A 12,406-nucleotide genomic window follows, 5' to 3' on the forward strand; every position below is an offset into this window, starting at 1 on the left:
AGCGCATTATGCCAGCAAATACCGCCGCCATCGCCTGTGCCCGTACATTCAGTTACTACCTGGACCGCCAGCTGGCGGCCCGCCCGGACGAGGCCGACAGGTTGGCCGCACGGCTGGATTACCCGTTTGATGCCACCGAAATGGCCAGCTTTGCCCCTTGGCACAGCTACGACAGCATCGACGCCCTCACCCCTGCCCTGCGCAAGCTGCGCATCGCCGTGATGGCACGCCTGATTACCCGCGACCACGCCGGGCTGGCCGACCTGCACGAAGTGGTGACCACCATCAGTCTGCTGGCTGACTTTGCCGTGCAAACCACGCTGCCGGTGGCACGCCGCGCGCTGGCCAACCTGGGCGACCCCATCGGCGAGGAAAGCGGCGAGCTGCAAGAGCTGATCGTGATCGGCATGGGCAAGCTGGGCGGGCACGAGCTGAATGTTTCCAGCGATATCGACCTGATCTTCATCTACCCGGAAGACGGCGACACCAGCGGCCCGCGCCGCCTGTCCAACCACGAATACTTCACCCGCCTGGGCAAGCTGCTGATCAGCGCCATCAACGATGTTACCTACGACGGCCAGGTGTTCCGTGTAGACATGCGGCTGCGCCCCTACGGTGACAGCGGCCCGCTGGTGATGAGCCTGGCGGCGCTGGAAAACTACCTGCTGACCCAGGGGCGCGAATGGGAGCGCTACGCCTGGATCAAGGCCCGCGTGATGAGCGGCGACGCCAGCCAGCTAGCGCCACTGGTTCGCCCCTTTGTGTACCGCAAATACCTGGACTACGGTGCCTACGGCGCCATGCGCGAGCTGCACGCACAGATCCGCCGCGAGGTAGCCCGCCGCGACATGGCCGACAACATCAAACTGGGGCCCGGCGGCATTCGCGAGGTAGAGTTCATTGCCCAGGTATTCCAGCTGATCCGCGGCGGCCGCGAACGCCGCCTGCAGCTGAAAAGCACGCGCGACACCTACGCCGTGCTGGCCGAGCTGCGCCTGCTGGAGCCGGACACCGTCACCGAGCTGCTGGCCGCGTACACCTTCCTGCGTAACCTCGAGCACCGCCTGCAATACCTGGACGACCAGCAAACACAAAGCCTGCCCGCCAGCGACGACAACCGCCAGCGCATTGCCGCCAGCATGGGCTTTAGCGGCTGGCAAGCCTTTCTGGACGAGCTGAACCAGCACCGCCGCCGCGTTACCCGCCACTTCGAGCAGGTGTTCTTTTTGCCCACCGAAGGCGCGGCCGCCCACCCGCTGGAATCGGACTGGCGCGATATCGCCAATGCCGACATCTCGGCCAAGCTGGCCGCACTGGGCTACCACAACGCCGAAGACATGCAGCGCCAGCTGCGTAGCCTGGCCTGCGGCCAACGTTACCAGCAGCTACCGGACGCCAGCCGCAAAAAGCTGGACGCCCTGATGGGCCCGCTGATGGAGGTATCGGCCAGCTTCGACAACCCGGACACCACGCTGCAGCGCATCCTGCAGCTGATCGATGCCATCAGCCGCCGCGCCGCCTATCTGTCGCTACTGCTGGAATACCCGCAAACCCTGCAGCGCCTGGCCTCGCTGTACTCGTCCAGCGCCTGGGTGTCCGACTACCTGTCGCGCCACCCCATTTTGCTAGACGAGCTACTGGACGCCCGCGTGCTGTACGCCACGCCGGACTGGCCACAGTTGGCCGCACAGCTGGAACAACAGCTGGCCGAGTGCCATGGCGATGTAGAAGCACAAATGGACGCACTGCGCCATTTCCAGCACGCGCAGACCTTCCGCCTGGTAGCGCAAGACCTGGCCGGCATGTGGACGCTGGAAGCGCTTAGCGACGAGCTATCGCGCCTGGCCGACCTGGTGCTGGATGTCACCGTACGCCATGCCTGGCTGGACATCCCCAAACGCCACCGCGACACGCCACAGTTTGCCGTGGTGGGCTACGGCAAACTGGGCGGCAAGGAGCTGGGCTACGCCTCGGACCTGGACGTGATCTTTCTGTACGACGACGACCACCCGGACGCCGCCGACCTGTACTCGCGCCTGGCGCGCAAGATCATCACCTGGCTTACCAGCACCACCTCGGCCGGCGTGCTGTACGACATCGATATCCGCCTGCGCCCCGACGGCGCCAGCGGCCTGCTGGTCAGCAGCGTAGAAGCCTTCCAGCACTACCAGCACCACAAGGCCTGGCTGTGGGAACACCAGGCCCTGACCCGCGCCCGCTATGTGTGCGGCAGCCACAGCATAGGCGCGCGCTTCGAAGCCATCCGCCAGCAAGTGCTGGCGCTAGCACGCGACAGCGCCGCCCTGGGCGCCGAAGTGGTCGCCATGCGCAACAAGATGCTGGAAAGCCATGCGGCCAACGTAGACGACGTCAAGCACGCGCGCGGCGGCATTATCGATGTGGAATTCATCGTGCAGTTCCTGGTACTGGCCCACGCCGGCCAGCACCCGGCGCTGCTGGCCAACAGCGGCAACATCGCCCTGCTGGCCGCCGCCGCCGACGCCGGGCTGATCCCCGCGCAGCTAGCCGAAGAAGCGCGCAAAGCCTACCGCCTGTACCGCCGCCTGCAGCACGCCAGCCGCCTGGATGGCAACGATAAATGCAGCCACCCGCCGCTGGAAGCCTACGCGCAGGTACAGACCCTGTGGCAAAACGTGCTGGGCGCGGTAGCTAGCGCGGCGGAAAAGCCGGTTCACTTTCAGTAGGGCAACTGTATAATCGCACCACAGCAAAAACAGGACTAACGGAGAACTCACCATGTCGATGGCAGACCGCGACGGTTTCATCTGGTACAACGGCGAACTGGTCGAGTGGCGCAACGCCACCACCCACGTACTGACCCACACCCTGCACTACGGCATGGGCGTATTCGAGGGCGTACGCGCCTACGAAACGGCACGTGGCCCGGCTATTTTCCGCCTGCAAGACCATACCGACCGCCTGTTCCGCTCTGCCAAAATCCTGGGCATGGATCTGCCATTCAGCAAACAGCAGGTCAATCAGGCCCATATCGACGTGGTGAAAGCCAACCAGCTCCAATCGTGCTATTTCCGCCCCATGGCGTTTTATGGCGCCGGCAAGCTGGGCGTGGCCCCGAAAAAAGACGATGTGCAGCTGATCGTGGCCGCCTGGCCGTGGGGTGCCTACCTGGGCGAAGAAGGCCTGGAAAAAGGCATTCGCGTCAAGACCAGCTCGTTTACCCGCCACCACGTGAACATCACCATGTGCAAGGCCAAGGCCAACGGCAACTACATGAACTCCATCCTGGCCAACAACGAAGCCACCGCAGACGGCTACGATGAAGCCCTGCTGCTGGACGTAGACGGCTTTGTGGCAGAAGGCTCCGGCGAAAACATCTTTATCGTACGCAAGGGCAAGCTATACACTCCCGACCTGACCAGCGCGCTGGAAGGCATCACCCGCGACACCGTGGTGCAGATTGCCGACGAAATGGGCCTGGAGCTGGTAGAAAAACGCATTACCCGTGACGAAGTCTACAGCGCCGACGAAGCTTTCTTCACCGGCACCGCCGCCGAAGTCACCCCGATCCGCGAACTGGACCGTCGCGCCATCGGTGAGGGCAAACGCGGCCCGATTACCGCCGAAATCCAGAAACGCTACTTTGACTGCGTCAAAGGCCTGGACGAAAGCAAGCAACACTGGCTGACCTACGTCGCCTGATTACAGCAAGACGGCCCGCCATGCGGGCCCCAACCGGAAGCTAACAGCATGGCCGAACTGAAAGAAAACACCGCACGCATCATCGAAGTCACCGCCAAGGACCTGCCACTGCACTGTCCTACCCCGGACATGGTGGCCTGGAACTCGCACCCGCGCGTCTTCCTGCCGGTAGCCAAAAATGGCGGCGAAGCCCTGTGCCCTTACTGTGGCACCCGTTACAAGCTGACCGGCCCGCTGCCGCACGGCCACCACTAAGCCTTTTTAATGACAGCCTGAACAAAGGTGTGGCCTGGCTACACCTTTTTTGCTTGTATACATGATCAAAAAAATACTGGTAATCGGCCCGTCCTGGGTGGGCGACAGCGTCATGGCGCAGCCCCTGTACCGCCGCCTGCACGAGCGCCACCCGGGCCTGGAGCTGCACGTCTTTGCCCCGGCATGGACCCTGCCCCTGCTGTCCCGCATGCCGGAAGTGGCCAAGGCACACCTGAACCCCTTCGGCCACGGCCAGCTGCGCCTGGGCGAACGCTGGCGGGTAGCCCGCGCCCTGCGGCGTGAAAACTTCGACCAGGTGGTGGTGCTGCCCAACTCGCTCAAAGCGGCGCTGATACCGTTTCTGGCCGGCATACCGCTGCGCACCGGCTTTACCGGCGAGCTGCGCTACGGCCTGCTGAACGACACCCGCGAGCTGGACGAGCACGCGCTGCCCACCATGGTGGAGCGTTTCTGCGCGCTGGGCGAGCCCCCGCGCCAGGCCTTACACAAGCCCATTGCCCACCCGCAGCTGCGCTCTACCCCCGCCGTACAGGAAAACACCGCCCGCAAGCTGGGTCTGTCGCTGGCACAGCCCATCGTGGCCATGTGCCCCGGCGCAGAATACGGCCCGGCCAAACGCTGGCCGGCACGCCACTTTGCCGAGCTGGCACGGCAATACCACGCCGAAGGCTATCAGGTATGGCTGTTCGGCTCGGGCAAAGACAAAGAAATCGGCGACGAAATCGCCCACCTGGCCGATGGCTGCGCGCTGAACCTGTGCGGCAAAACCGGCCTGGAAGAAGCTATCGACCTGATGGGCCTGGCCAAGCTGGCGGTATGCAATGATTCGGGCCTGATGCACGTCGCCGCCGCACTGGGCGTGCCGCTGGTGGGCGTGTATGGCTCCTCCAGCCCGGATTTCACCCCGCCGCTAAGCCACAGCGCCAGTATTGTCTCGCTGAACATGGACTGCAGCCCTTGCTTTGAACGCACCTGCCCGTACAAACACACGCACTGCCTGGAAAACCTGGCACCAGAACAGGTTCGCAGCGCAGCGGACAGTCTATTGAAACACGCTGCCAACCCCAGCGCCCCCACCACCACGAGCGAAGCATGAGCCGCAACGATCTGAACAACCCCCAGGAAGCCAACAGCCGCCGCATGGAGCTGATTCGCGCCGCCGCCAAGCTGTTTCGCGACCAGGGCTACGAACGCACCACTGTACGTGACCTGGGCAATGCCGTAGGCCTGCAATCGGGCAGCCTGTTTTATCACTTCCGCACCAAAGAAGAGATCCTGGTGGCCGTGATGGCACTGGGCATTACCGCCACCACCGAACAGCTGGCGCTGACCCTGGCGGCGGCCCACGACACCCGCAGCAAGTTGGCCGCACTGTTCCACGTACACCTGCACTCGTTGCTGGGCGACAACCAGGCCGCGCTGGAAGTGATGCTGTACGAGTGGCGCAGCGTTTCCGACAGCGCCAAGCCCGGCCTGGTTGTGCTGCGCGACCGCTACGAAGCCCTGTGGCAAACCGTGCTGGACGAAGCCGCCGCAGAAGGCCTGATCAAACAGGACACCCACCTGCTGCGCCGCACCCTGCTGGGCAGCCTGCACTGGACCGTACAGTGGTACCGCAACGACGGCGAGCTATCGGTAGCGCAGCTGGCCGAGCGCATGCTGGCGCTGACCCTGCAAACGCGCTAGCTGTATGACAAAGCAGGCACTAAGCTGCTAGTAAAGACACGGCAAGCGGGGGAGATATGGCGATACACACAGCGCGCAAGCACCTGTGGGCCGCACTGGGCTGGCTAAACCTGGCACTGGGCATCATCGGTGCTGTTACCCCCCTGCTCCCCACCACGGTATTCATCCTGATGGCAGCGGCGTGCTTCTCCCGCAGCCACCCGGCACTGGAGCAAAAGCTGCTGGACCACCCGCGCTTTGGCCCCGCCATCCGCGACTGGCGAACTTATCGCGGCATGCGCAGACAAACCAAGCGTATCGCCCTGTTGGCCATGGCCATCTCGTTTGGCACCAGCCTGGCGATGCTGGGCAGCCAGCCCCTGCTACAAGCCATGTTGGCCGCACTGTGGCTAGGCCTGTCAGCCTGGATCTGGCACCTGCCCACCATTACGGCCAGCAGCGCGGCGCAGCCATTACCGCAATGCGCAATGCGGCAAGGCGTGCACAAGGAGGAATCTCATGGACATCAGCAGCACTAACCCGCTCAGCCCCAGCCCGCTATACCGTGACAGCGTAGCCGCCCGCCAGCGCGAGCTGCCGCCAGCCGGCAGCCTGGAATCCGCCGGCCAGCAGGCGCTGGAAGCCAGCACAGCACGCGAAGCCCAGCTGCAGGCCGCTACCCAGCAGGTAGCCGGCAAGCCGCAAAACACCGCCGCCCAGCTGAACAACCGCGCCATTGACCTGCAGTTCAGCCTGCAAGCACAGCTGCTGAGCACCCAGGCAGTACGCGTGCAGCAAACACAACAGCAGGCCGACAGTGCTGCACCCGCGGCCAACAACCCGCCTGCGGCCAACCTTACTGGCGATAGCAATAGCGGCAACGCCAGTGCTGCCAGCCTTGCCAGCCCGTCGCCACAAGCTGCGGCCCAGCAAACCGCCGCACCGCGCAGCACGCCACAGCCTGCCGCCCGCGCCGAAGACAGCAACCGCGCCGAGCTGAACGCCAGCGCCCAGCAACAAGCCGTGGCACAGTACCAGGCATCGCAATCGCTACTGCAAAGCAGCAGCGGCATGAAGTTCAGCGCCTAAGCAGCAAGCCATGAAAAAACCCGCCTCCAGGGCGGGTTTTTTCATGGCTTGCTGGCAAATCAGGCCTTCACATCCACATTCTGCCCCAGATGGGCAGGGTTGTTTGTTTTGGGCGCGTTTTGCTCCACAGACGCCATCAGCGTCTGCATGGTGTCGCTGGACACCTCCATGGCCTTTTTCAACACAAACGTTTCGGCAGCCTGCTTCACGTTTGTACTGGTGCTGGCACCAATCTCCATAGCATTACTCCTTCCGGTAGCCATAAACTATTTGGCAAGTAGAAACACTTTATCGGCCAGATTCCCGATTACTGATAAAATAAACCTAATCCGTTCGCACTAACAGGAAAACCCACATGAGCCAAACTCGTCACTGCCCCCTGCTGATCCTCGGTTCCGGCCCGGCTGGCTACACCGCCGCCGTTTATGCTGCACGCGCCAACCTGAAACCCGTTCTGATCACCGGCATGGCGCAAGGCGGCCAGCTGATGACCACAACCGAAGTGGACAACTGGCCAGCCGACGTAGCTGGCGTGCAGGGCCCGGAACTGATGCAGCGCTTCCAGCAGCACGCCGAGCGCTTTGGCACCGAAATGATCTTCGACCACATCCACACCACCAAGCTGGATGAAAAACCGATCCGCCTGATTGGCGACAGCGGCGAATACACCTGCGATGCGCTGATCATTGCCACCGGCGCCTCGGCCAAATACCTGGGCCTGCCGTCCGAGCAAGCTTTCTCCGGCAAGGGCGTATCGGCCTGCGCTACCTGCGACGGTTTCTTCTACCGCAACCAGGACGTTGCCGTGGTAGGCGGTGGCGACACTGCCGTAGAAGAGGCCCTGTACCTGGCCAACATCGCCAAGCACGTTACCCTGATTCACCGCCGCGACACCTTCCGTGCGGAAAAAATCATGATCGACAAGCTGATGGCTCGTGTTGCCGAAGGCAAAGTCACCCTGAAGCTGAACGCCAACCTGGACGAAGTGCTGGGTGACGACAGCGGTGTGACCGGCGCGCGCCTGAAGTTCAACGACGGCAGCACCGAAGACATCAAGCTGATGGGTGTGTTCATTGCCATTGGCCACAAGCCGAACACCGACATCTTCAAAGGCCAGCTGGAGCTGGATGAAACCGGCTACATCGTGACCCGTGGCGGCCGCGAGGGCAACGCTACCGCCACCAGCGCACCCGGCGTATTTGCCGCAGGCGATGTGCAAGACCACATCTATCGCCAGGCCATCACCAGCGCCGCGTCGGGCTGCCAGGCCGCACTGGATGCCGAGCGCTACCTCGACCACGGCTAAGCCACGTTGAAGTCGCTCAAAGAGCAGCTAAAGCCGATCAAACCACAGGCAAGGCCCGCAAGGGTCTTGCCTGTGGCCGTTGCGGCGCCGCCGCCGGAGCCGGACTTCCCCAGCCTGATGCGCGATGTGCGACCGCTCAAGCCCGATGGCCGCGTACAACACCCCCTGCCCCGCCCGCGGCCGCGCCCGCTGCACCACGCTGCGCACCGCGTGCATCACCCCGGCGAGAACGAACAGGGCCTGTTTGCGCAGATGCTGGGCTGGTTCGAACCAGCGCACATCGATATCGAGCACCGCAGCCCCGGCATGCCATCCCACACGCTGAAAAAGCTGAAAGCCGGCCACTGGCCGGTGTGTGCCGAGCTGGACCTGCACGGCCTGGACCGCTTCGAGGCGCACGAGCAGCTAGCGCTGTTCCTGCACCGCGCCCGCCACCAGGGCCAGTGCGTGCGCATCATCCACGGCAAGGGCTTAAGCTCGCGCGGCGAACCCGTGCTACCCAAAATGGTCCGCAGCTGGCTGACCCACCACCCCGAAGTACTGGCCTTTTGTGAAACCCGCACCCAGCATGGCGGTAGCGGTGCTGTACTGGCACTACTCAAACGCCCCGGCTGACACAAGGAAACAAGATGGAACACTGCCCCAGCTTTACCGCCCCCGCCACCTCCGGCCAGCGCATCACCCTGCCAGGCAGCGGCCTGACCGTACTGTACTTTTACCCCAAAGACAGCACGCCCGGCTGCACCACCCAGGCTATCGGCTTTCGTGACCACCACGCTGCCTTTACTGCGGCCAACGTGACCATTGTGGGCGTATCGCGCGACAGCCTGAAATCGCATGAAAACTTCAAGGCCAAGTACGAATTGCCATTTGAATTGATCAGCGATCCGGAGGAAACTGTATGTAATCTGTTCGCTGTCATGAAGCTGAAAAATATGTACGGCAAACAGGTAAGAGGAATCGAACGCAGCACTTTCGTCATCGACAGCGCGGGCAACATCCTCAAAGCCTGGCGCGGCCTGAAGGTCCCCGGCCATGTCGAAGAAGTGCTGGCATTCGTGAATACCATTTAAGCGACGGGCCTGGCATACCGCGAGGCCCCGCTCATCAAGGGGCCTCACATCATGGCAAGCCGCAAAAAGACTAAAACCGTCAAGCTGTTTGTTCTCGATACCAACGTGCTGTTGCACGACCCTACCTGCCTGTTCCGCTTCGAGGAACACGACGTCTTCATCCCCATCATCACCCTGGAAGAGCTGGACACCCACAAAAAGGGCATGACCGAAGTGGCACGCAACGCGCGCCAGGCCAGCCGTTTTCTGGACGAAATCGTCAGCCAGGCCGCCGGCAATATCGACAGCGGCATTCCGCTCAAAAGCGCCAGCCGCGATGCGGCCAACGGCAAGCTGCGCCTGCAAACCCAGGCCATCCACGCCGTGTTGCCCGCCAGCATGCCGGTAGGCAAGGCCGACAACCAGATCCTGGGCATCGTGGTGGCGCTGAAAGAGCGCGAGCCGGAGCGCAGCGTGATTCTGGTGTCCAAAGACATCAATATGCGCATCAAGGCCAGCGCGCTAGGGCTGGAGGCAGAAGACTACTTTAACGACAAGGTGCTGGAAGACACCGACCTGCTGTACACCGGCACGCGAGAGATCGACGCCACCTTCTGGGAACGCAACGGCAAAGACCTGAAATCGTGGCAGGAACACGGCCGCAGCTACTACCAGATCAAAGGCCCCGACGTCACCAGCCTGCACCTGAACCAGCTGCTGTGGCAGCAAGGCGAGCAGCTGCTGCAGTGCCGCGTCACCCAGATCGATGGCAAAACTGCCGTACTGGAAACGCTGAAAGACTACAGCCACCAGAAGAACAATGTGTGGGGCATTACCGCGCGCAACCGCGAGCAAAACTTTGCCCTGAACCTGCTGATGAACCCCGAGGTAGACTTTGTCACCCTGCTGGGCCAGGCCGGCACCGGCAAGACCCTGCTCACCTTGGCCGCAGGCCTGGCCATGACGCTGGAACAAAAACTGTACAGCGAAATCATCATGACCCGTGTTACCGTGCCGGTGGGCGAAGACATTGGCTTTCTGCCCGGCACCGAGGAAGAAAAAATGCTGCCGTGGATGGGTGCACTGGAAGACAACCTGGACGTGCTCAACCGCAATGAAGACGACGGCGGCGACTGGGGCCGCGCTGCCACGCGCGACCTGATCCGCAGCCGCATCAAGGTCAAGTCGCTGAACTTCATGCGTGGCCGTACCTTCCTTAACAAATACCTGATCATCGACGAAGCGCAGAACCTGACACCCAAGCAGATGAAAACCCTGATTACCCGCGCCGGCCCCGGCACCAAGGTCGTCTGCCTGGGCAACATCAGCCAGATCGACACCCCGTATCTGACCGAGGGCAGCTCAGGCCTGACCTACGTGGTAGACCGTTTCAAAGGCTGGGACCATTCCGGCCATATCACCCTGCAGCGCGGCGAACGCTCGCGCCTGGCAGACCACGCCGCCGAGGTATTGTGAGTTCCCTACATCTTGAATTGATACACCAAGCCGCAGCAGGGGTAGCGCACAGCGTGCCACCCCTGCTTTTTATTCATGGTGCGTATAGCAGCGCCAGCTGCTGGCAGGTGAACTTTCTGCCGTGGTTTGCCGCACAAGGCTACGACTGCTGGGCGCTTAGCCTGGAAGGCCACGGCCACAGTGACGGCAAAGACTGGCTGGCCGCCGTGAGCATAGACGACTACGTGGCCAACCTGGGCCAGGCCATACGCCAGATCGGCACCATGCCGGTACTGATCGGCCACTCCATGGGCGGCTTCGTAGCCCAGCAATACCTGCAACAGCACCGCGCCGCCGGGCTGGTGCTGCTGGCGTCGGTACCGCACACCGGCCTGGCTGCCTCCACCTGGCGGCTGTTCCAGCAGGCACCCGACGTGCTGATCGGGCTGAATATGTTCCAGAACGGCCGCCAGCCCCCCGCCGTAGGCGACTTGCGCCACATGCTGTTTTCGGATGACGCACCAGCCAGCACCGTGGCCTGGATGGCCACCAACAGCCAGGTAGAGAGCCTGCGTGCCATCATGGACATGTCCATGGTATCGCCGTTTAGCCGCACCCAGCTGCGGCTGCCCACCCTGCTGCTGGGGGGCGAGCACGACCACCTGGTCAGCGCCGCCGAAGTACGCCAGATGGGCCATGCCCTGAACCTGCATGTCGAGATCCTGCCCGACATGGCGCACATGATGATGCTGGATACGCGCTGGCAGCAGGTGGCGCAGCGCATTGATAAATGGCTGCAACAACACTTGATGACATAGTCACGCTTTGCTACCGTGTATACCCCCGCCCGGCCATCGCCGGGTTTTGCATGTATGCCAGGCTTTGCCGGCAGCGTTTTTTTACCGACAGGAAACAAATCATGGCTGGTAGTAGCCTGCTGATGCTGATTGATGACATCGCCACCGTACTGGACGATGTCGCCGTAATGACCAAGGTTGCCGCCAAGAAAACCGCCGGCGTGCTGGGCGACGACCTGGCGCTGAACGCACAACAAGTGGCCGGCGTACAGGCCGACCGCGAGCTGCCGGTCGTCTGGGCGGTAGCGGTGGGCTCGCTGCGCAACAAGGCGATTCTGTTGCCGCTGGCCCTGGCCATCAGCGCGTTTGCACCCGTGCTGATTACCCCGCTGCTGATGATAGGCGGCGCGTTTCTGTGCTTTGAAGGCGTAGAAAAACTGGCGCACAAATACCTGCACGCCGCCGAAGAAGGCGCCGAGCACGACGACAGGTTGGCCGCACTGACCAACCCGGCAGTCGATATGGTGGCCTACGAAAAAGACAAGATCAAAGGTGCCATCACCACCGATTTCATCCTGTCTGCCGAAATCATCGCCATTACGCTGGGTACCGTAGCCACCCAGCCTTTCATGTCGCAGCTGGCGGTGCTGAGCGGTATTTCACTGATCATGACCGTCGGCGTATACGGCCTGGTGGCCGGCATCGTGAAGCTGGACGACGTCGGCCTCTACCTCACGCGCAAGCCCGGCGCAGGCAGCCAGCAGCTGGGCCGCCTGCTGGTGAACGCAGCCCCGCCGCTGATGCGCTTTCTGGCCGTGGCCGGTACCATCGCCATGTTCCTGGTAGGCGGCGGCATCCTCACCCACGGCCTGCCGTTTGCCCACCACGCCATTGAAGCAGCCACCCACAGCGTGGCAGGCATCGCCGGCATTGGCGGCCTGCTAGCGGCCATCGTACCGGCGGTGCTGGATGGCCTGTTCGGCATTGTCGCCGGCGCGCTGGTGCTGGCGGTGGTGATGCTGATCGGAAAATTACGCGGCAGCCCCGCTGCACACTAAGCCGCGCGCACAGTAAAACCCCCGGCA

Annotated in this window: 14 protein-coding genes; 13 read left to right on the forward strand and 1 reads right to left on the reverse strand. The window is 62.7% G+C overall.

The window, feature by feature from the left end; genetic code table 11:
* The first annotated feature begins 8 nt into the window (after window positions 1–8).
* The 7 genes from glnE (at window position 9) to FLQ44_RS08795 (ending at window position 6,711) form a co-directional block, all read left to right on the forward strand.
* Window positions 9–2,705, forward strand: coding sequence for a bifunctional [glutamate--ammonia ligase]-adenylyl-L-tyrosine phosphorylase/[glutamate--ammonia-ligase] adenylyltransferase (gene glnE / locus FLQ44_RS08765; RefSeq protein WP_147694063.1), 2,697 nt, complete (start codon window positions 9–11; stop codon window positions 2,703–2,705).
* Window positions 2,706–2,757: 52 nt separating this feature from the next.
* Window positions 2,758–3,681: a branched-chain amino acid transaminase gene (locus FLQ44_RS08770; protein ID WP_147694064.1), complete on the forward strand. Its 924-nt coding sequence runs from the start codon at window positions 2,758–2,760 to the stop codon at window positions 3,679–3,681.
* 48 nt (window positions 3,682–3,729) lie between these two features.
* Window positions 3,730–3,936 (forward strand): zinc-finger domain-containing protein, encoded by a 207-nt coding sequence (locus FLQ44_RS08775; protein ID WP_017508367.1) that lies wholly within the window; start codon window positions 3,730–3,732, stop codon window positions 3,934–3,936.
* A 61-nt stretch (window positions 3,937–3,997) separates the two neighbouring features.
* Entirely contained in the window at window positions 3,998–5,053 is a 1,056-nt protein-coding gene (waaF, locus tag FLQ44_RS08780; RefSeq protein ID WP_147694065.1) for a lipopolysaccharide heptosyltransferase II, read from the forward strand.
* On the forward strand, window positions 5,050–5,643 hold the full coding sequence (locus FLQ44_RS08785) for a TetR/AcrR family transcriptional regulator (protein ID WP_147694066.1): 594 nt from the start codon (window positions 5,050–5,052) through the stop codon (window positions 5,641–5,643). The genes waaF and FLQ44_RS08785 overlap by 4 nt, the downstream gene beginning before the upstream one ends.
* 56 nt (window positions 5,644–5,699) lie before the next feature.
* Window positions 5,700–6,161, forward strand: a complete 462-nt coding sequence (locus FLQ44_RS08790; protein ID WP_147694067.1) for a YbaN family protein — start codon at window positions 5,700–5,702, stop codon at window positions 6,159–6,161.
* Complete coding sequence (locus FLQ44_RS08795) at window positions 6,142–6,711, forward strand: hypothetical protein (protein ID WP_147694068.1); 570 nt, start codon at window positions 6,142–6,144, stop codon at window positions 6,709–6,711. Before FLQ44_RS08790 ends, FLQ44_RS08795 begins: the two co-directional genes overlap by 20 nt.
* A gap of 59 nt (window positions 6,712–6,770) precedes the next feature.
* Here the strand turns inward: FLQ44_RS08795 and FLQ44_RS08800 are convergent, their stop codons facing one another.
* The gene (locus FLQ44_RS08800; RefSeq protein WP_170252892.1) at window positions 6,771–6,950 is read right to left on the reverse strand and encodes a YjfB family protein; all 180 of its coding nucleotides are present in this window, start codon (window positions 6,948–6,950) and stop codon (window positions 6,771–6,773) included.
* A 116-nt stretch (window positions 6,951–7,066) separates the two neighbouring features.
* Between FLQ44_RS08800 and trxB the strand changes: the two genes are divergently transcribed.
* From trxB to FLQ44_RS08830, 6 genes are all read left to right on the forward strand, one after another.
* Complete coding sequence (trxB, locus tag FLQ44_RS08805; protein ID WP_147694070.1) at window positions 7,067–8,017, forward strand: thioredoxin-disulfide reductase; 951 nt, start codon at window positions 7,067–7,069, stop codon at window positions 8,015–8,017.
* Window positions 8,018–8,089: 72 nt separating this feature from the next.
* Window positions 8,090–8,632, forward strand: a complete 543-nt coding sequence (locus tag FLQ44_RS08810; RefSeq protein WP_240801232.1) for a Smr/MutS family protein — start codon at window positions 8,090–8,092, stop codon at window positions 8,630–8,632.
* A 14-nt stretch (window positions 8,633–8,646) separates the two neighbouring features.
* The gene (locus tag FLQ44_RS08815; protein WP_147694072.1) at window positions 8,647–9,090 is read left to right on the forward strand and encodes a peroxiredoxin; all 444 of its coding nucleotides are present in this window, start codon (window positions 8,647–8,649) and stop codon (window positions 9,088–9,090) included.
* 51 nt (window positions 9,091–9,141) lie between these two features.
* Window positions 9,142–10,545 (forward strand): PhoH family protein, encoded by a 1,404-nt coding sequence (locus FLQ44_RS08820; protein ID WP_147694073.1) that lies wholly within the window; start codon window positions 9,142–9,144, stop codon window positions 10,543–10,545.
* Window positions 10,546–10,598: 53 nt separating this feature from the next.
* Window positions 10,599–11,342, forward strand: coding sequence for an alpha/beta hydrolase (locus tag FLQ44_RS08825; protein WP_240801225.1), 744 nt, complete (start codon window positions 10,599–10,601; stop codon window positions 11,340–11,342).
* A 101-nt stretch (window positions 11,343–11,443) separates the two neighbouring features.
* Window positions 11,444–12,379: a DUF808 domain-containing protein gene (locus tag FLQ44_RS08830; protein ID WP_147694075.1), complete on the forward strand. Its 936-nt coding sequence runs from the start codon at window positions 11,444–11,446 to the stop codon at window positions 12,377–12,379.
* The last annotated feature ends 27 nt before the right edge of the window (window positions 12,380–12,406 follow it).

Origin of the sequence: Vogesella mureinivorans (assembly GCF_007644035.1) — a bacterium.
Classification (GTDB): Bacteria; Pseudomonadota; Gammaproteobacteria; order Burkholderiales; family Chromobacteriaceae; genus Vogesella; species Vogesella mureinivorans.